15 protein-coding genes are annotated in these 19,664 nt (G+C 65.0%); 6 read left to right on the top strand and 9 right to left on the bottom strand.

From position 1 onward, the window contains the following. Nucleotides 1-9: 9 nt before the first annotated feature. From AC1RUR_RS12810 to AC1RUR_RS12790, 5 genes are all read right to left on the bottom strand, one after another. On the bottom strand, nucleotides 10-726 hold the full coding sequence (locus tag AC1RUR_RS12810) for an ABC transporter ATP-binding protein (protein WP_492844405.1): 717 nt from the start codon (nucleotides 724-726) through the stop codon (nucleotides 10-12). Then, nucleotides 719-1,474 (bottom strand): ABC transporter ATP-binding protein, encoded by a 756-nt coding sequence (locus tag AC1RUR_RS12805; protein ID WP_271565389.1) that lies wholly within the window; start codon nucleotides 1,472-1,474, stop codon nucleotides 719-721. Before AC1RUR_RS12805 ends, AC1RUR_RS12810 begins: the two co-directional genes overlap by 8 nt. Further along, on the bottom strand, nucleotides 1,471-2,499 hold the full coding sequence (locus AC1RUR_RS12800; RefSeq protein WP_492844403.1) for a branched-chain amino acid ABC transporter permease: 1,029 nt from the start codon (nucleotides 2,497-2,499) through the stop codon (nucleotides 1,471-1,473). The genes AC1RUR_RS12805 and AC1RUR_RS12800 overlap by 4 nt, the downstream gene beginning before the upstream one ends. Nucleotides 2,500-2,507: 8 nt before the next feature. Continuing rightward, nucleotides 2,508-3,377 carry a branched-chain amino acid ABC transporter permease gene (locus AC1RUR_RS12795; RefSeq protein ID WP_492844401.1) on the bottom strand — a complete coding sequence of 290 codons (870 nt, stop codon included), beginning with the start codon at nucleotides 3,375-3,377 and terminating at the stop codon, nucleotides 2,508-2,510. Between the two features lie 185 nt (nucleotides 3,378-3,562). Then, the gene (locus AC1RUR_RS12790) at nucleotides 3,563-4,741 is read right to left on the bottom strand and encodes an ABC transporter substrate-binding protein (protein WP_492844399.1); all 1,179 of its coding nucleotides are present in this window, start codon (nucleotides 4,739-4,741) and stop codon (nucleotides 3,563-3,565) included. A 523-nt stretch (nucleotides 4,742-5,264) separates the two neighbouring features. On the opposite strand from AC1RUR_RS12790, the gene AC1RUR_RS12785 reads away from it, so the two are divergent. Beyond that, entirely contained in the window at nucleotides 5,265-5,549 is a 285-nt protein-coding gene (locus AC1RUR_RS12785) for a hypothetical protein (protein WP_492844397.1), read from the top strand. Here the strand turns inward: AC1RUR_RS12785 and AC1RUR_RS12780 are convergent. Continuing rightward, nucleotides 5,546-7,975, bottom strand: coding sequence for a phytanoyl-CoA dioxygenase family protein (locus AC1RUR_RS12780; protein ID WP_492844395.1), 2,430 nt, complete (start codon nucleotides 7,973-7,975; stop codon nucleotides 5,546-5,548). The genes AC1RUR_RS12785 and AC1RUR_RS12780 overlap by 4 nt on opposite strands. Before the next feature lie 44 nt (nucleotides 7,976-8,019). Then, nucleotides 8,020-8,883 (bottom strand): formyltetrahydrofolate deformylase, encoded by an 864-nt coding sequence (purU, locus tag AC1RUR_RS12775; protein ID WP_492844393.1) that lies wholly within the window; start codon nucleotides 8,881-8,883, stop codon nucleotides 8,020-8,022. A gap of 157 nt (nucleotides 8,884-9,040) precedes the next feature. On the opposite strand from purU, the gene AC1RUR_RS12770 reads away from it, so the two are divergent. Further along, nucleotides 9,041-9,880 (top strand): uroporphyrinogen-III synthase, encoded by an 840-nt coding sequence (locus AC1RUR_RS12770; protein WP_492844391.1) that lies wholly within the window; start codon nucleotides 9,041-9,043, stop codon nucleotides 9,878-9,880. A gap of 11 nt (nucleotides 9,881-9,891) precedes the next feature. Here AC1RUR_RS12770 and AC1RUR_RS12765 read toward each other — a convergent pair whose 3' ends face one another. Beyond that, nucleotides 9,892-13,071 (bottom strand): CHAT domain-containing tetratricopeptide repeat protein, encoded by a 3,180-nt coding sequence (locus AC1RUR_RS12765; RefSeq protein ID WP_492844389.1) that lies wholly within the window; start codon nucleotides 13,069-13,071, stop codon nucleotides 9,892-9,894. Nucleotides 13,072-13,418: 347 nt separating this feature from the next. Between AC1RUR_RS12765 and AC1RUR_RS12760 the strand changes: the two genes are divergently transcribed. Next, nucleotides 13,419-14,681 carry an MFS transporter gene (locus AC1RUR_RS12760; protein ID WP_492844387.1) on the top strand — a complete coding sequence of 421 codons (1,263 nt, stop codon included), beginning with the start codon at nucleotides 13,419-13,421 and terminating at the stop codon, nucleotides 14,679-14,681. Here AC1RUR_RS12760 and AC1RUR_RS12755 read toward each other — a convergent pair. Further along, on the bottom strand, nucleotides 14,678-15,352 hold the full coding sequence (locus AC1RUR_RS12755) for a Crp/Fnr family transcriptional regulator (protein WP_492844385.1): 675 nt from the start codon (nucleotides 15,350-15,352) through the stop codon (nucleotides 14,678-14,680). The two genes, AC1RUR_RS12760 and AC1RUR_RS12755, sit on opposite strands and share 4 nt — an antisense overlap. Nucleotides 15,353-15,689: 337 nt before the next feature. Between AC1RUR_RS12755 and AC1RUR_RS12750 the strand changes: the two genes are divergently transcribed. The 3 genes from AC1RUR_RS12750 (at nucleotide 15,690) to AC1RUR_RS12740 (ending at nucleotide 19,661) form a co-directional block, all read left to right on the top strand. Next, nucleotides 15,690-16,511: an ABC transporter ATP-binding protein gene (locus AC1RUR_RS12750; RefSeq protein WP_492844383.1), complete on the top strand. Its 822-nt coding sequence runs from the start codon at nucleotides 15,690-15,692 to the stop codon at nucleotides 16,509-16,511. Continuing rightward, nucleotides 16,508-18,439, top strand: a complete 1,932-nt coding sequence (locus tag AC1RUR_RS12745; protein WP_492844381.1) for a long-chain fatty acid--CoA ligase — start codon at nucleotides 16,508-16,510, stop codon at nucleotides 18,437-18,439. The genes AC1RUR_RS12750 and AC1RUR_RS12745 overlap by 4 nt, the downstream gene beginning before the upstream one ends. Nucleotides 18,440-18,767: 328 nt before the next feature. Beyond that, nucleotides 18,768-19,661: a branched-chain amino acid ABC transporter permease gene (locus AC1RUR_RS12740; protein WP_027545085.1), complete on the top strand. Its 894-nt coding sequence runs from the start codon at nucleotides 18,768-18,770 to the stop codon at nucleotides 19,659-19,661. The last annotated feature ends 3 nt before the right edge of the window (nucleotides 19,662-19,664 follow it).

Raw genomic sequence — 19,664 nt, 5'->3', positions numbered from 1 at the left:
GAGAGTTTTTTAGTGGGCCGCCGCCCCTGCGACGCCAAGGTGGCGCTCCAGGACCGACGGGTCGGCCTTCAGCGCGGCGCTCGGGGCGTCGTGGACGATCGTTCCGCGTTCCAATATCACAACGCGGTCGGCGAGCCCCAGAATCTTTTGCGCATTCTGCTCGACGATGATCGAGCAGATGCCCCCTGCCCGGGTGATGGCGCCGATCGCCTTCAACAGCTCCTCGACGATGATGGGGGCAAGGCCCTCGGTCGGCTCGTCTAGCAGCAGCACTTTCGGATTGAGGGTCAGCGCGCGGCCGATGGCCAGCATCTGCTGCTCGCCACCGGAGAGCTGGTTGCCAAAATTGCTCCGCCGCTCCTTCAGCCGCGGAAACATCTCGTAGACTTTCTCGACCGTCCAGGGGCCGGGCTGGGCCACCGCGGTCATGTTCTCCTCCACCGTGAGCGAGCGGAAGATGTTGCGCTCCTGCGGCACCCAGCCGATACCGGCGCGCGCCCGCTGGTCGGGCCGGAGCGTGGTGACATCCGTGCCAGCCAGCGCGACGGTGCCGGAGAAGCGGCGGGTGACACCGACGATGGAGTTGATCAGCGTGGTCTTGCCGGTGCCGTTGCGCCCGAGCAGCGCCAGCACCTGACCCTCGGCGAGATTCAGCGTCATCTTCGGCAGCACCACCGCCTCGCCGTAGCCGGCACGCAGGGCGTCGATCGCGAGCAGGTCAGACATTGACCGCCTCCTCGCCAAGATAGACCGCTTTGACCTGCGGATCGCGCGCGACCTGCTCGGGCGGGCCTTCGGTGAGCAGCGCGCCCGAGACCAGCACCGAGATGCGGTCGGCGAAGGAGAACACGAGATCCATATCGTGCTCGATCAGCAGCACCGTGACGTCGCGCGGCAGGCTGCCTACGACGGCGAGAATGTCGTGGCGCTCGCTCTCGGGCACGCCGGCGGCGGGCTCGTCGAGCAGCAGCACGCGTGGCTTGGCCGCAATCGCGACCGCGATCTCGAGCAGGCGCTGCTTGCCGTAGGGCAACGTCACGGTCTGCTCGTTCATGACGTCGAGCAGATGGAAGCGCCCGAGCAGATCTGCGATCTCGCCGTTGACATCGCTGCGTGTGCCCATCCGCCGCCACCAGTCGCCGCCATGGCCAAGGCGCTCGGAAACCGCGAGGCCGATGGTCTCGAGCGGAGTCAGGTCGGGATAGAGCTGGTTGATCTGGAACGTGCGCGACAGGCCGCGCAGCACGCGCTTGTGCACGGGCAGATCCGTGATGTCCTGGCCTTCGAGCAGGATGCGCCCCGAATTCGGCTTCAGCACGCCGGTGAGCTGGTTGATGACCGTGGTCTTGCCGGCGCCGTTCGGGCCGATCAGCGCATGGCGGGCGCCCTGCTCGATCTTCAGCGACAGATCGCGGGTGACGCGCAGGCCGCCGAACTGCTTTTCGAGGTTCTGGGTTTCGAGCGCGATGGTCATGCGTCGCTCTCCGGCACCGCGACAACCGCCTTGCGTCCCGCGACCTGCTTGATGATCAGGTTGGGCACATACAGCACCCAGCGATGCAGGCGCTGGCGGCCAACCAGCACGATCACGACGAGCACGAGGCCGATCCAGAACTGCCAGTATTGCGGGGTGATGGTGGAGAACAATTCCTGGAGCATGCGGAAGATCACCGCGCCGATAAGGCCGCCATAGAGATAGCCGGTACCGCCGATGACGAGCACCAGCATCAGGTCGGCGGAGCGTTCGAAGGCGAACACGTCGAGGGAAGCGATCGCGGTGGTCTGGGTGAACAGCGCGCCGGCAATGCCAGCATAGAACGCCGCGAGCGTGTAGATCGCGATCAGGCGGCGGTTGACGGGGATGCCGATGGCGGCGGCGCGGAGCGGATTGTTCTTGATCGCACGCAGCGACAGGCCGAACGGCGAATGGACGACGCGGCGGGCGAACAGGAACAGTACGAACAGCACGGAGAGCGAATAGAAGAAGCCGGTCTTGCCGAACATGTCGAACGGGATCTCGCCGAAGATCGGCTGCATCTCGATGCCCTGCAGGCCGTCGGTGCCGCCGGTGATGTTGGAGAAGCGTTCAGCGAGCGCCTCCAGCAGCAGCGCGATGCCGAGCGTCACCATCAGCCGGGTCAGGTCGACGCCGCGGATCACCAGGAAGCTGGTGGCAAAGCCCAGCACCATCGCGGCCAGGCCCGCCACGATCAGCGCGAGCACGGGCTCGTTGACGATGCCGTGAAGCGCAAGAAGTCCCGCGGCATAGGCGCCGACACCGAAGAAGGCGGCATGGCCGAGCGAGACGATGCCGGCATAGCCGAGGATGAGATCGAGCGACATGGTAAACAGCGCGAGCCGCAGGATGTCGGTCATGATCAGATAGCGCGAGGGAAATGCGAAGCCGCAGGCCAGCACGACCAGCCAGAAGGCGATTTCGCCATAGTGCCAGCGTGCCTGGCGCTGGGCATGATGACCGACGTCGGAAGCAGCGTTCATCGGCGAACTCAACGCGCGGCCGTGCGGCCGAACAGACCGTTCGGGCGCCAGATCAGAATTACGATCATCATGGTGTAGATCACGAAAGGTCCCATTTTCGGCACATAATACTTGCCGGCGACGTCGCCGATGCCGAGCAGGAGCGAAGCCAGGAACGGGCCGGTGATCGAGGAGGAGCCGCCGACGGTGACCACGATCAGGAAGTAGATCATGAACTTCAGCGGGAAATACGGGTCGAGGCCGAGGATCTCGGCGCTGAGCGCGCCACCGAGGCCGGCAAGCCCGCAACCGAACGCAAACGTGAAAGCGAAGACCTGCGGCACGTTGATGCCGAGGCCGCTGGCGGCGCGCGGATCGTCAACGGCGGCGCGCAGGCGGCTGCCGAAACGCGTCTTGGCCAGCACCATCTGGAGCGCGATGGTGAGCAGGCCGCAGATCACGATGATCATCAGCCGGTAGCGGCCGATGCCGACGCCGAACAGGTCGAACTGGCCCTGGAGCGCGACCGGCAGATTGATGAAGACCCGCGAGGAGCCCTGGATGTAGTCGACGGCAGCGACCGACATGAAGGTCAGGCCGATCGTGAACAGCACCTGGTCGAGATGGCTGCGCGTATAGAGGTGCCGATAGAGTGTGCGCTCGAGCACGATGCCGATCGCGGCCGACGAGACGAAAGCGAGCGGCAGCGCGGCGAAGAATGGCCAGCCCATCCGGTTGACCAGCACCATGCAGACATAGCCGCCGGCCATGGCGAAGGCGCCGTGGGCGAGGTTGACGAAGTTCATCAGGCCGAGCGTGACCGCGAGCCCGCAGGCGAGCACGAACAGCAGCATGCCGTAGGCGACGCCATCGAACAAATTGGTGAGGATAGAGGTCATCGCGAGCCGGAAATTATCTCAGATGTAGCCAGGGACATGCTGCGCTCCCTCTCCCGCTTGCGGGAGAGGGTCTTTCCACTGAGAGACTCCCGACGAGGAGAGAACCCTCACCCGGCGCTCTGCACCGACCTCTCCCGCAAGCGGGAGAGGTGAGAGAGCGCTCCGGGATGACGCGCTTTCGCGCGTCACTTCTTGGTCTTGCCGAGGTCCTTGACGGCTTCGAAGGTCGCGAACTCGACGTTGTAGAGCTCGCCGTCGACCTTCTCGACCTTGCGGATGTAGATATTCTGCACGATGTCACGCGTCTCGGGGTCGATCGAGATCGGGCCGCGCGGGCTCTCCCACTTCTGGCCCTTCATCGCCTCGATCAGCTTGTCGCCATTGGTGTCGCCACCGGTCTTCTTCAGCGCCTCGTAGATCAGGTGGATGCCGTCATAGCCGCTTACCGCCATGAAGCCCGGACGGTTGCCGAAGGCCTTCTTGTAGGCTGCGACGAAATCCTTGTTCATCGCCGACGGATGCGCCGCGGAATAGAGATGCGCGGTGACTGTGCCGAGCACGGCATCGCCCATGTTGTTGAGCAGGTCGTCGTCGGTGACGTCGCCCGGCCCGATCACCTTGATGCCGGCCTTGTCGAGGCCGCGCTCGGCATACTGCTTCATGAAGTTGCCGCCCTGGCCGGCCGGCACGAACACGAAGATCGCGTCGGGCTTGGCGTCCTTCATGCGCTGGAGGAACGGCGCGAAATCGGGGTTGGCGAGCGGCGTCTTGACCTCTTCGACCACCTCGCCGCCACCAGCGGTGAAATTCTGCTTGAAGAAGTTCAGCGCATCGTTGCCGGGCGCGTAGTCGGAGGTGAGCGTCGCCACCTTCTTGATGCCGTTCTTCACCGCCCAGTCGGCGATGATGGTGGAGGACTGCGCCAGCGTGAAGCTGGTGCGCACGATGTAGGGCGAGCGCTCGGTGATGATGGACGTGCCGGCCGCCATGACGACTTCCGGAATCTTGGCCTGCGTCGCCAGCGGCGCGGCAGCAAGCGCCGCTGGGGTCACGCCGAAGCCGGCGATGAAATTGACCTTGTCGTTGACGATCAATTCCTGCGCGGCGGTCTTGGTCTTGTCGGGAATCGCAGCATCGTCCTTGAGGATGATCTCGACCTTCTTGCCGGCGACGGTGTCGCCCTTCTGCTGCATGTAGAGCTTGATCGCGTTCTCGATCTGCTTGCCGGTCGAGGCCTGGCCGCCGGTCATCGGCAGGATCAGGCCGATCTTGACGGCGTCCTCGGCCCTGGCCGGCGCGACGGCCACCAGGCCCGCGACGGCGGCCACCGCGGCGGCCCAAGAAAGTTGTTTGCGTTCGAACATCAGAGTGTCCCTCCCCTTGATTCCTGACCTCTTGTGCGGCGAACCGAGTGCCCGGTCCTTGCCTCACTCTAGCTCACGCGCGAGCCCTATCGCGCGCCACATGGCGTCCTCGGCGCCCCCCTTGTCAATCGGACGTTTGGCGACCATTCGGCGCAAGCCGAGTGTCCCGATTTCCGACGGCGGGGAGCGATGTCGCGGTTACATCGGGGTGACCCCAACGCCCAGACCTTGGCTGCTTTTATTTGTACGATTGTACAAATAAAATGGACCTGTCAACGAAAAAGCCCCATCGCCGACCAAGCCACTTTGTCGCGAGCCGTGCGCCGCAGTCTAGAAATGCGACGGGCCGCGTGGATGGAAGATTTCGTCTTTCTCTTGCAGAATTGGTACATGCGGGGTCGAGGCCGGCCCCAACCCGGTAACTTATTACCTACCTCGAATAAGTCTATTTTACCTTGTTGAAGGCTACCCTCGCGGCATCAAGCTGCCCGCGTCCAACCAGATCGAACCCGCGCACCCCACAATGCCGAAGCCTTTCCGCTCCACCCTGGTCCTCCTCGCACTTGCCGCGGGGCTGTCCGGCTGCGGCACGGTCAATGAGAAGCTGTCGGCCGGCATGGGCGACTACGTTCCGCAATGGGCCGGCGGCCTGCCGGCCGATGCCCCGCCGCGGGCAGGCACGCCGCAATACGACGCCTACATGAAGGAGCGCGAGCGCAAGCGGTTGCTGCCGGCAGCCGATCGCGAGAAGGAAGAGCAGGCGCAGAAGGGCGCCGCGGGCGCGACCTCCGGAGGCGCGGTGCGCTAGCCGCCGACGGGAGCGAGCGAGACGCGACGAACGCCGAGCCCCAATTGGCGCTTGTCGCTGCTCCCCTGATTGAGGTCGCAGGGCCGCAGCGCCTTGCAGCCGTCGAGCTGAACCCGAACCCGATCCGGACGCCGCCGGAGCACAGGCTCGGGAACGCGGGCCTGCAACACGACCACGTTGCCCTCCTGGGTGCGTTCGACGCTGAGGGCAATCCCGTTGACCCGCAATACCGCGTTATCCACCGCCGCCTGAGAGATCGCATGCACGACCTCCCAGCGCACGACATGATCGCCGGTGCCCGCGGGTCGGAAGTCGAGCCATGCCGCCGGCTCCAGCCCCGTCCAGGCGAAGCGATTGCGCCCGTCGTTCTCCAACAGATGCCATCCCATGCCCGGGATCGGCCGGTCGAACTCGAAGGCGTGATTGAGCGGCAGCGCCGCCAGCCAGTCCGCGTCGGGTTCATCGAGCGGCGGCTCGACATAGCGATTGAAGCCCATCCTGTCCTCGCCGTTCAGCAGCACGCAGGGAAACGGCTCGCTCACCTTGACGATCGGCACGGTCACCCGGATCGCCAAACCCAGCCGGTTCTCGTTGGTCCGGTTCGGATTGGAGTGATGCAGCAGACGCTCGTTGAACAGGAAGAACTGACCGGACCGGAGCGGCAGGGAGACTTTCTTGGTCTCATCGACGAAGCGGGGATCGGACGCCACGCCGCCGAAACGCAAGGAGAGGTCCGGATTGGTGTCCATGACCGGCGGAACGATCTGGCGATGCGAGCCGGGGATCACCTGCACGCAGCCATTCTCCTCCGTCGCCTCACCGATTGCGAGCCAGGCCGAGATGTTGAGCACGGGCTCCATGTTCCAATTATAATGGTCCTGATGCCAGGGATACTCCTCGACCCGATCGGGCGTGGCCGGCGGCTTGTTGAACAGGTTCGAGTTCCACAACACGAGATCCGGACCATACAGCGACGCCATGCGACCGAGGATTTCCGGTGAGGAGCAGAGATCGTAGACGGTTCTGCTGTCGAGATGGCGGACACGCAAGCCGAACGGGCAATAGCGCGTTGGCGTGGTCAAAACACGCTCCAGAATGGTCTGCCGTGCCTGCTGCATCCGTTGCGGATCGAAGGCGGTGAACGGTCCGAGATAGCCTTGCGTTCGGAAGGTGTCGATCTCCTCGGCGGAGAGCGCAGGCAATGAATTCGACATCATCGTCTCAGGCATTCTTGTTGGCCTCGTGTTCGATGCCGGCTCCGCGACACCCCTCACAGGGCTGAGCTCCGCAGCCAAGCGCGCCGGCTGCCCTTTGGCAAGGAGGCCGCGCAGCCTTTCGTAGGCTTCCTTGGCTTGCCCGACCTGTCGCTCGGCCTCACGCAACAGATCCGCACGAACGGCGGGCGCGTTCCGCCAGCCGCTCGCGATGGCTTGCGTCAGGGCGGCGGCGGTGTTCGCCCGCCCCAGCTCGACGATCTCAAGGCCGGTACCGGAAAACCCGGCCTGCAGGCCGCGGAACTTCGAGCGATAGTGCGGCGAGGCGACGAGCGCCACAACCGATACGCCTTGCGACAATGCAAACACTGCCGCGTGATAGCTGCCGGTGATGACCAGGCGGCAATCGCCGGCACGCGCCACGATGTCCTCGGGCGTGGCGAGCCCGCGTCGATCGTCGATCCGGTCGGCGAAATCGGCGACCACGCTGTGGATGGCATCGACATCGGAGGGACCGAATGCCGAAATGGGAACGGAAACGATCGGCGCGTCCAGCGCCGCGATCGCGCCGTGCAACATGCTGCGGAGATCGGCGATGGTGCCTGGCCCGACGCCGGCATAATCGGCGCATCGCAGATTGATACCGAGGCCGCCTCCGAGCACCGCAGGGCGCCTGTCGAATGCGAAGGCAACGGCGTCGTCGCCAGATATGCAGAGCCGATCGGCCGAAACGCCGACCGAGCGGAGCACGTCGGGACCCTGAAGCGGCTCGCGGCACACGATCAGGCCGAGCTTCGGCAGAACCGCCAGCATCTTCGCAGTCAGCAGCCGGTCGCTGCTCGGCTCGAAGCCGCAACTCAGAATCGCCGCCGGCTTGCCGAGCCGCAAACCGGCTTCGAGCGTGTCCAGCACCCTGCAGGCGTGCGACGCAAAACTGTCGGTGAAATAGCCGCCGCCCGTCGCCAGCACGAGATCGCAATCGCTTAGGAGCGCGGTCCTGGCAGCGTCATTGGCAAGGTCGCTCGCGGGAATCGGCGTAACCCCGGCGCCCCGCGCCCGTTCCAGGTTCGCCTCGGCGGTGATCCAGCGAATCTCGCAGCCCGGCCATAACTCGCGAAGCCGCGCCACGGTGCAGCCGAATATCGCGCGGTCGCCGTGATTGTCGTTGTCGGCGAAATCATTTCCGGACTCGACGATCAGCCTGATGTTCATCGGCGTGCGGGCATTTCCAGCGAGACCGACAAGACGGGCGTCACTCAATCCATGAACACCACGGTCTTGCGGCCGTTGAGGATGACACGGTCATCCAGATGGTAGCGGATCGCGCGGGCGAGCACACGGCGCTCGATGTCGCGGCCCTTGCGGACAAGATCTTCCGGCGTGTCACGGTGGCTGATGCGCTCGACGTCCTGGTCGACGATCGGGCCCTCGTCGAGGTCGCGCGTCACGTAATGCGCGGTGGCGCCGATCAGCTTGACGCCGCGCTCATGGGCCTGGTGGTAGGGCTTTGCGCCCTTGAAGCCCGGCAGGAACGAGTGGTGGATGTTGATGCAGCGCCCCGACAATTGGGCCGAGAGACCATCCGACAGGATCTGCATGTAGCGGGCGAGCACCACGAGATCGGTCTTCGTCTTGGCGACGAGGTCCAGAATCTGCGCCTCCTGCTCGCGCTTGGTCTCCTTGGTCACAGGCAGATGATGGAACGGGATGCCGCCGAAATCGAGCCCGGCATAGACCTCGCGCGGGTGGTTCGAAACGATCGCGGTCGGGACCATCGGCAATTCGCCGGTGCGCCAGCGGTAGAGGATGTCGACCAGGCAATGGTCGGATTTCGACACCAGCAGCATCACCTTGCGATGCGCGGCGCGATCGCGCATCTGCCACTCCATGCCGAAGCGCTCGGCAATCGCGGCAAAGCCGGTCTGGAGCGCCGCGAGCTCCACGGCGAGATCAGCCGCGGTGAACACCACCCGCATGAAGAACTTCTTGGTCTCGACGTCATCGAACTGCTGGGCATCGAGAATGTTCTGTCCATTGTGGGCCAGGAAGGTCGACACCGCCGAGACGATGCCGGGGCGATCCGGACAGGACAGGGTCAGGACATATTGATGATCGGGCATGGTCTTTGAAGAACTGGCTCTTGATGAAGGTTTGGGCAAATGATGCGGAACCACCCGCGACTTGCGCCCCTGCTCTAGCACCGACGCTACCCTTGCGCCAATCCCGACCGCGGAGTCAGGATGAACGTACCATTGCGATTTATACCGGAGCACGCCCATGGCCGACCGCTTGAACGGCACCCGCATCCTGATTCTGGAAACGCGCGAGGAGGCGCAGTTTTCCAAGCTGCTGGCCGAGCAAGGCGCCGAGGTCGTGCAATGCCCGATGTTCACCATCCAGGATGCGCCGGACCCCGCTCCGGTCGAGGCCTGGATCCGCCGCGCCATCGCCAGGCCCCTTGACGATCTCGTGCTGATGACCGGCGAAGGCCTGCGGCGGATCATGAAGCTTGCCGTCGCCCGCAGTCTCGACAAGGCCCTTGTCGCAGCGCTCGCCAAATCGCGAAAATTCACCCGCGGGCCGAAACCGGGCAAGGCGCTGCGCGAGATCTCGCTCGAGGCGCAGCAGACCACGGAGAAGCCGACCACCGAGGGGGTGATCGAGATGCTCGGCAAGCTCGACCTGAACGGACGCCGCCTCGGCCTCCAGCTCTATCCCGACAAGGACCACAACACGCTGACCGGCGCGCTCGCCGCGCAAGGCGCCGATGTCGATACCGTGCTGCCCTATGTCTACGATTCCAAGGCGGCGGATGCCAACATCGTCGCCGCCATCGACGACATGGCGGAGGGCCGGATCGATTCCATCGCGCTGACCAATCTCGGCCAGGTCCGCCGCCTGATCGAAGCCGCCAAGACGCATGGCAGCGAAGCGAAGCTGCGTGCCGGCCTCGACCGGACGCTGATTGCCTCGGTGGGGCCGGCGGTTTCGGGCGAGCTCGCCGCGCACGGCCTGCGCACGGATATCTCGCCGGCCGACGAAGCCTATTTCATGCGTCCGCTGATCTCGGCGATGGCCGCGGCGCTGGCGGAGCGGAAACCGGCAGCGGCGCGCTGATCCGCCGGCGGCTACGGGCTGCCGTTGCCCACCAGCACAAATGGCGCCCAGGTGCCAGGCTGCGCATTCTCGCCGCCCTTGGCGATCAAGGCCGAGATCGAGCGGCGCAGGGCCTCGGCGCGACCGATGTCGGAATGCGCGTTCATGGCATCGATGGTGCCGGTGGTGATGGCAACCGCGGCGTCCGAGCTGACGGCCCAGTGCGAGACCAGAAGGGCGCGCGTCCCCGCATAGAAGAAGGCTCGCGCAAGACCGGAGAAGGCTTCCGAATTCGCGGCCTGGCCGCCGGCCGTATTGCAGGCGGACAGGATGACCCAATCGGCGTCGAGCTTGAGGCTCGAAATTTCCGACGACGAGAGATAGCCGTCATCGGTGGATGTGGCGGCCGCCGGCGGGCTGAGGATCAATCCGGACTCGATGGACCCGCGCACCTGTCCCGCCAGCGCGCCATGCGTCGCGAAATGCAGGATACGATATCTCGCGAGATCGCTGCTGTTGCTGAGCATCTTGATCCTGGTCTCGGTGGCATCGCCGCCGAGATAGACGTCGCCCTTGACGGGCGCAAAGCCGTTCGCCACCGAGCACAATTCGAGCGCGGTTTCCGGCAGCGGCATCTGGCGCCTGAGCTGCTCGATGTCGGCGGCGCCGCCCGAGAGCGCGGCCACCGCGCGCAAGCCGCGTTGTGCGATCCGCGGCGCCCGCGCCGGAATGGTCCCGCAATTCTGGATCTGGCGCGCCAGCCTGGCGCGCGCGGTCGCGACATCGCTGCGGCCGTCACCGTCGAGCAAGGGATTGCCCAAGCCAAGAAACGGCTTCGAGGCGCTGCTCTTCTGCGCGACCTGGCGCAGCGCCTTGAGGCTGGAGACCGAGGGCAGGACGGTGGTCGCAAACCGCCTGACCAGCCAGGGCGCCTTCGCAACGTCCTGACCGGCCACGGGCCTGTCGGTCAGCAAGACCTGGAAAGGCAGCGTGGCCAGCGGGCCGGACGGCACCAGGATCAGCTCCTTGCCGTCGATGTCGCGCGCGACCGGGCCGAGCAACGCCTGGTAGAGCGCAAACGCCCGCTCCTGATCGAACGGCAGCGACTCGTCTGCCGCCAGCGTCCTTTGGCGACCGAGCCTCTCCGGACAGGTCGACGCCTTGCCCAGCCATGCCTCCGCGTCGAGGCCGCAACGCAGAGCGCCGACCATCTCGGCCATCTGCGTCTCGCCGAGATCGGTCGCGTGCCACCGCACCTCCGAACGCGTCACCGTCCAGACGAAGGTGAAGCGCGAAGTCGTCGAGAACAGCAGCAGGGCCTCGTTCGGACGAAGCTGCTTCTGCACCTCCTCGATCGGCACGGAAGCCCTGGTGACCAGCGCCGAATATCCAGGAAACTGCACGGCGATCGTGCGGTCCAGCTCGCGGATCTGACCATTAATCGTCGCGGCCCGGGCGCGCAGCGCCTGCTCTGCCGCCGGATTGCGTGCAGCATCGGCTTGCGAGATGGCCGCGATCAGCATCTTGTCGGTCGCAACCGCCTGCTCGCCGAGGTCCTGCCGGTCGCGGATCCGCGCCGCAAGATCCCCGTTGCCGTCAGCGATGCGGGCCGACATCCCCGCGATCGCCCGCGCGGCCTGTTCGTCCCCGATCCATTGCGCCGCCTCGAACGCCTGCGACCGCAAGGCGCCCGCTTGCGCCTCATCGGAGGCCTTCGCCAGATTGTAGGTGGCGACGATCAATCCCGGGTATGGATTGGTGTCCTCATGGACTTTCAGATCGCCCCGGCCCTCCTGCTCGCCGAATTCCGCCGCGCGGCGGCTGTTCTGGATGGCTACCGCGCGGACAAATGCGTCGCGGGCTCGCGGCCAATCCTTCAGATCGAGATGGTGCGCGCCGAGATTGGCAAGACTGTTGGCGACGTCAGGATGCGCCTCGCCAAGCGCGTTCAGACGGATATCCAGCGCGCGCTTCAGGAGCGGCTCGGCCTCCTTCGGGCGACCGGTGCTGTCCAGAACGACGGCCAGGTTGTTCAGGCTGTTCGCGACCAGCGGGTGCGAACCGCCGAGTGCTGCTTCGCGGATAGCAAGCGAGCGGCGCGCGAACGGTTCGGCTTCCACATAGCGAGCGCCGTCGCCCAGCAGGGTCACCAGATTGTCGAGCGACACGGCGACATCCCGATGGGCCGGACTGAGGCTCTTTTCGCGCACGGCCAGCGATCTGCGGTAGAGCTGTTCGGCCTCCTGCCTGCGATTCAGATGCGCCCAGGCCTCCGCAAGGTTGTTCAGCGCCGTCGCCACGTTCGGATGCGCGGCTCCGAAAGCCTTCTCCTGAATCGCCAGGGCGCGGCTCAGCAGCCCTTCGGCCTCGGCGTCGCGGCCCTCCCGCGAGAACACCAGTGCGAGATTGTTGAGGCTCGCCGCGACGTCGGGATGCTCCGGGCCCAGCGCCTTTTCCCTGATCGCCAGGGTCCGCCGGGCCAGTTGCTCGGCCTCCGAAAGCCGGCCCTGCGCGCGCCGCAGCTCGCCGAGATTGTTCAGCGTTGCCGTGAGGTAGATGCTGTCGGATCCGTGCTGCTTTTCCTGGAGCGCCAGCGCTTCGGCAAGGTGTGCCTCCGCCAGTTGTGGCCGGCCTTGCGCCCGATAGACCTCTGCGATGTTGTTCAGCGTCACCGGGATCATGATGTCGGCTTGCCCCGGAGACTTCCTGAAGACGTCCAGCGCGCGGTTGAACAGGTCGAGCGCCTCCGTCTCCTTCATCTGGCGGTGACGGAGATTGCCGAGCTGCATGCGCGCCAACGCCGTCGTGAGATGGTCGGGGCCCAGCGCGCGCTCGTCGATGCCGATGGCCCGCGACATGTCCCGCTCGGCCTCGCTCAGTCGGTTCTGGTTGAGCTCGATCTGGCCGAGCGTCGCGAGCACCGCGGCGACATCAGGATGATCGGGGCCGAGATTCTTTTCGCGAATGGCGAGCGCCCGTCTCAGCACAGTCTCGGCCTCGGCCGTCTCGCCCTGCGCCTGGAGCGCCTGGCCCAGCACGACCAGCGTGGTTGCCGTCAGCGGTGACTGCCGCCCCGCGCTCTTCTCGGCCTCGCCGACGAGCTTGCGCGCAAGACCGACCGCTTCGCCATAACGGCCGTCCTTCGCCAGCGAGGTAATGCGCTGCATCAGCGTCAGCATGTCCTGCGGACCCGCTTGGCCCGGTGAAGCCATGACGCTCGCGAAAAACACGACACAAAAGAGCTGCGCGGCAAGCCGCGGCCACCATCTCCACATGCTGCGATCGCTCCGATCCCCCGCGCCCGCGCCCGCGCCCTTGTTGGGCCACAGCAAGGTGAAGACTATGTGACCGCGTCATGCGTCTGCGAACGAAGCCACCGCGGGAACCAGCGGACGTGCACCCGCTCCAGGAGCGCGCCTGCGGCTGGCCGTGGCGACGCCGCCATGCATGGCGACATGCGGCGGGTCCGGTTGACATGCTCGTCGCCAGCGCTACCCTGCTGAACAGAAACAAGAAACAACAAGGGCAAGGGAATCGCCGTGACACCCGTCATCGCGTCGTGAGCGCAGCCGCACGGCCTTCCGCACTCGCGCCATTCCGCATCCGCAACTATCGCTTCCAGTGGCTATCCGACCTGCTCACCTCCTGGGCGTTCGAGATCGAGACGCTGGTGCTTGGCTGGTACATCCTGGTCGAGACCGGCTCGGTGCTGCTGCTGACCATTCTGGCGTCACTGCAATATGTGGGAACGCTGGTCGCCCCTGCACTTGGGATGATCGGCGACCGCATCGGTCATCGCGATCTTCTTGTCGTGCTGCGCCTCACCTATACGGTGCTCGCCTCGACCATCATGGTGCTGGCGCTGACCGGCCATCTGGCGCCGCTCAACGTCATGATCATCGTGGCGATCATGGGCCTGATCCGCTCCTCCGATCTCGGCATTCGCAGCGCATTGCTCGCCGACATCATGCCGGCCGAGCAGTTGATCGGCGCGATCGGCCTGTCACGCACGACCCAGGATAGCGCGCGCATTGCCGGCGCGCTGACGGGAGCCGGACTGTTTGCGGTGCTTGGCATTGGCCTCGTCTATGCGGCGGTCGCGAGCCTCTACCTCGTGGCTGCGATTCTCATGTTCTGCCTGACCCGGCCGGAAAGGTCCGTTGCAACCACCGATCTGCCTGCGTCCAGCCGCGCCGTTTCAAGATTGCTGGAGGAACTGAAGGAAGGGATCGTCTACGCCTGGAATGGCCCGGGAATGCGGGCGGCTCTGTGTGTCGCCTTCCTGGCCAATCTCACCGCATTTCCTCTCACCGGCGGACTGCTGCCCTACAGCGCGCGCGAGATCTTTCACACCGACCAGACCGGCCTCGGTTATCTCTCGGCAAGCTTCGCCGTCGGCTCGCTGATCGGCTCGATCACGCTCAGCCTGGTCGGCGGACTGCGCATTGCCCGACTGCTGATCGGCGCGACGCTGGCCTGGTACGCCATGCTGCTGGTATTCGTCGAAATCAGGACCATGCCGGTGGCGATGGCCTGCCTCGCTCTCGCCGGCATCGCCCAGAGCATGTCGATGATCTCGGCGGCCGTGATCCTGATGCGCACGGCGAGCGCCCATCTGCGCGGCCGCGTGATGGGCGTCCGCATGATGGTGATCTACGGCCTGCCACTCGGATTGCTCGCGGCCGGCAGCCTGATCGACATCATCGGCTATTCCGCGACGGGGTCGCTCTATGCCGCCGCGGGCTTCATCGCGATGCTGGCGATCGCAATCCGCTGGCGCGCCGACCTCTGGCCGCTGCACGCAGCCGCCAACGCGCGCTAGTCCCCGTAGCCGCGCAACCGCTCGATGTCGAGGATGGTGACGCCGCCATATTCGAGCCGCAGCAGCCCCTCCTTCTCCAGCCGATTGAGCGCACGATTGGCGTTCTGGCGGGACATGCCGGAGAGAGCGCCGATCTCTTCTTGCGTAATCTCCAGATGCGCGGTCGATTCCGGATAGAGGATCGGGTTGAACAGGGAGGCAATGCTGCGGGCAAGCCGAGACGTCGCATCGAGCGTGCGGTTGACCTCGAGCATGCCGATGAACTGGCCGAGCCGCTCGTTGAGCTGACGGACCAGGAAGCGGTTGAAGCCGACGCTGTTCTCGAACAGCCACATGAAGGCGCTGCGCTCCATCAGCGCGACGCGGCTGTTGCGCAGCGCGACCACGTCGTAGCGGCGCGGCTCCTTCTTGAGCACGCTGCCCTCGCCGAACCAGGCCCCCGCCGTCAGCCCGGCGAGGCTCGTCTCCTTACCGTCGCGCGACACCCCGCCCATCCGGGCAAGGCCAAAGACCATGCCGGCCCAATAATCGAACGTATCGCCGCGCATAAACACGGTCTCGCCGGTGCCGTAGGACCGTTCCGTGATCCCGGCGCGAGCGACCTCGATCTCCGCTTGCGTGAGCTCGCGCGACCAGGCGGCAATGCGCTTCAGTTGATCCTCTGAAATCATGATCCCGAAGCCAGCCGCACCGTTTCGTCACTCCGTCCTTCTGCTGCACTGCAACACGACTGCTTCCGCCGCCATCCGACGAAAGATGAAGACCGCCTCCGCCTGAAAAACTTTGTCGCAGAATTGTCAGGCCGGAGACATTTCAAAATAGCGCTTTCCCCTATTGAGAACCACCTCGGGCGATGCGGCTTTTGATCCCTGAACGGGAACGAGAGCCTCGCGGGTCCGGTCGAGACCAATAGCTGCATGGTCTGGCCGGCACGACCGTACTAGGATCGCCCGACAGAAACCGACGAAGAGCGCCAATCAAGCGCCATCACCGGGAGGGATTTGTTTGGTGGCTACCAGTCTTGAAGTGCGCGGCGTGTCCTTGCGATTCGGCGGCGTCCGTGCGCTGACCGATGTCGGCTTCGCGATCAGGGACGGCGAGCTGTTCTCGATCATCGGCCCCAACGGGGCCGGCAAGACCTCGATCGTGAACTGTATTTCCGGCCGCTACAAGCCGACCGAGGGCCAGCTGTTCTACCAGGGCCGCGACATCACCAGCCTGACGCCGAACGCCCGTGCCTCGCTCGGTATCGGCCGTACCTTCCAGAACCTGGCCCTGTTCCACCACATGAGCGTGCTCGACAACATCATGGTCGGCCGCCATCACCTGTTGAAGAACAATTTCCTCACGGGTTCGCTTTACTGGCTCACCGGCGCCCGCAAGGAAGAACTCGAGCACCGCCGCAAGGTCGAGGAGATCATCGACTTCCTCGACCTCCAGTCGGTGCGAAAAGCGCAAGCCGGCACTCTCTCCTATGGCCTGCGCAAACGTGTCGAGCTTGCCCGCGCCATGGCCCTGGAACCGCGCCTCATCCTCCTCGACGAGCCGATGGCCGGCATGAATTTCGAGGAAAAGGAGGACATGGCCCGCTACATCGTCGATCTCAACGAGGAGTTCGGGATGACGGTCGTGATGATCGAGCACGACATGGGCGTGGTGATGGACATCTCCCACCGCGTCATGGTGCTGGATTTCGGCCGCAAGATCGCCGAGGGCGATCCGGCCGCCGTGCTTGCCGATCCCCACGTCAGGCGCGCCTATCTCGGCGAAGAAGACGAAGTGCTGGTCGATCCCGACGATGCGCCGCCGGCGCAGGAGAGCGCGGCATGATGGATTACGCCGGCCGCGTCGCGCAGGCCGATACCTATCCAAAAATGCTCAGGCTGAACGCCAGGGAGCACGGCAACGAGATCGCGCTGCGCGAAAAGGATCTCGGGCTGTGGCGTGTCTTCACCTGGAACGATTACCAGACGCGCGTGCGCGATTTCGCGCTCGGCCTCGTCGAGCTCGGCCTTGGGCGCAACGACGTCATCGGCATCATCGGTGACAACCGGCCGGACTGGGTCGCGGCGGAAATCGCCACCCACGCGATCGGCGGCCTGAGCCTCGGGCTCTACCGCGACGTACTGGACGAAGAAGCCGCCTATCTCCTCACTTACGGCGAGGCGCAACTCGTCTTCGCCGAGGATGAGGAGCAGGTCGACAAGCTGCTCACCCTCGCCGACCGCGTGCCAAGGCTGAAACACATCATCTATTCCGACCCGCGCGGGATGCGGAAATACGACGATCCCAGGCTGATGTCGGCGGAGAAATTCGCCGAACTCGGCCGAGCCCGCGCTACGCGCGAACCGGGGCTATACGACAAGCTCGTCGATGCCACCAAGGGTGAGGACGTCGCGATCCTCTGCACCACGTCGGGCACCACCTCGCATCCAAAGCTCGCGATGCTCGCCGCCGGCCGCGTGCTCGGCCATTGCGCGACCTATCTCGCGTTCGATCCGAAGGGACCGGACGACGAATACGTCTCGGTGCTGCCGCTGCCCTGGATCATGGAACAGGTCTATGTGCTGGGCAAAGGCCTCTTGTGCCGGATGAAGATCAACTTCGTCGAAGAGCCCGATACGATGATGAACGACCTGCGCGAAATCGCGCCGACCTTCGTGCTCTTCGCCCCTCGCGTCTGGGAATCCATCGCCGCCGACGTCCGCGCCAAGGTGATGGACGCAACGCCCTTCAAGCAACGCCTGTTCGATATCGGGATGAAGAGCGGCCTTGCCGCGCTCGCAGAGGGCAAGCGCTCCGGCTTCGCCGATGCTGTCCTGTTCCGCGCGCTGCGCGACCGGCTCGGCTTCACCCGCCTGCGCTCGGCCGCGACGGGCGGTGCGGCGCTCGGCCCCGACACCTTCAAGTTCTTCCAGGCCATGGGCGTTCCGCTGCGCACGCTCTACGGCCAGACCGAATTGCTCGGCGCCTACACGCTGCATCCCGAGGGCAAAGTCGATCCTGACACCACGGGCGTGCCGATGGCCGACAGCGTCGAGATCCGCATCGACAATGCCGACGTCCACGGCGTCGGCGAGATCGTGGTGCGGCATCCCAACATGTTCCTCGGCTATTACAAGAACCCGGAAGCCAGCGTCGCCGATGTCAAAGACGGCTGGATGCTGTCGGGCGATGCCGGCTATTTCAATGCGAACCGCCAGCTCGTGGTCATCGACCGCATCAAGGATCTCGCCGAGACCTCGCGCGGCGAGCGCTTCTCGCCGCAATTCATCGAGAACAAGCTGAAGTTCTCGCCCTATATCGCCGAAGCCGTCGTGCTGGGCGCCGGCCGCGACGCGCTCGCCGCGATGATCTGCATCCGCTACTCCATCATCTCGAAATGGGCGGAGAAGAACCGGCTCTCCTTCACCACCTACAGCGACCTCGCCTCGCGGCCCGAGGTCTATGCCCTGCTCAAGAAGGAAGTCGAGACCGTCAACGCCACGCTGCCGCCGGCGCAGCGCATCTCGCGCTTCCTCCTGCTCTACAAGGAGCTCGATGCCGACGACGGCGAACTCACCCGCACGAGAAAGGTGCGCCGCAGCGTCATCAACGAGAAGTACGAAGGCATTATCGACGCGATCTACCGCGGCGACGCCGACATCCCCGTCGACACCGTGATCCGCTTCCAGGACGGCACCACGCAGCGGGTGCGAACGACGCTGAGGGTCGTGGACCTGGGTGGGCACGGGCACATGGCGGAGGCTGCGGAGTGATGCAGGTGATCGTCGCGCAAGACGCTGCCCTTCGCCTCTCCCCGCTTGCGGCAGGGCCATCGCATATGGATTTCACGAGGACCGCGGGCTTGCCCGGCCTCTCCCGCTTGCGGGAGAGGCCGACGCGCTCGCAGAGCGCGGCGGGTGAGGGTTCTCACCACTCAGGGACGTCCTCCGCAATTCTCAACAATCCCAATGCGGAGACAGCCCCCACCCCAGCCCTCCCCCGCGAGCGGGAGAGGGAGCCGACTGCCAATGCCGCCGCATCGTGCGCACCATATGCGATAGCCCTGCCGCAAGCGGGGAGAGGCGAAGGACAGCAAATCACATGAACACCGCCTTCCTCATCCAGCTCCTGGTCAACGGCCTCGTGGTCGGCACGCTCTATGGCGTGGTCGCGATGTCGTTCGTGCTGATCTACAAGGCGACACAGGTCGTCAATTTTGCGCAAGGCGAGTTGCTGCTGGTGGGCGCCTGGGTGTGTTGGGCCTTGCTGGCGAAATACCAGGTACCGTTCTGGATCGGCATGCCGATGACGCTGGTGTTCATGTTCGTGTTCGGCATCGCAATCCAGGTCCTGATCCTGCGGCCGATGATCGGCGAGCCGATCATTTCGGTGATCATGGTGACGATCGGCCTCTCGACCGTGCTGCAGGCCACGCTGAAATGGATGTTCGGCGTCAACCCGCAGCCGTTTCCGCGCGTGTTCGAGAGCCAGTCGGTCAGCCTGTTCGGGCTCCAAATTCAGACTGTCTATGTCATGAGCCTTGTCGTGTCGGTGGCGATGATGATCGGCATGGCCTGGTTCTTCCGCGCCTCCAAATACGGCCTTGCCATGCGCGCCACCGCATTCAACCAGCAGGTCGCCCAGTCGCTCGGCATTTCCGTGAAAAGCGTGTTCGCGATGGCCTGGGCGATCTCGGCGACGGTGTCAGCCGTTGCGGGCGTCGTCGTCGCCGTCGTCAACGGCGTGTCTTCGGGCCTTGCCGCCTACGGCATCAAGGTGTTTCCGGCGGCGATCCTCGGCGGGCTCGATTCCGTCGGCGGCGCCGTGCTTGGCGGCATCATCATCGGCTTGCTCGAAAACATCGCGCAATACGTCGACAGCGAGTATCTGCACTGGGGCAATCTCTACGAGATCGCACCGTTCTACGTCCTCATCATCGTGCTGATGATCAAGCCTTACGGCCTGTTCGGCACCCACGACATCGAGCGGATCTGACCC

The sequence above is a fragment of the Bradyrhizobium sp. GW821-FHT12B03 genome, assembly GCF_058807535.1.
Note: the sequence above shows the minus strand (reverse complement) of the source record. Positions and strands in the feature narration are given on the sequence as shown.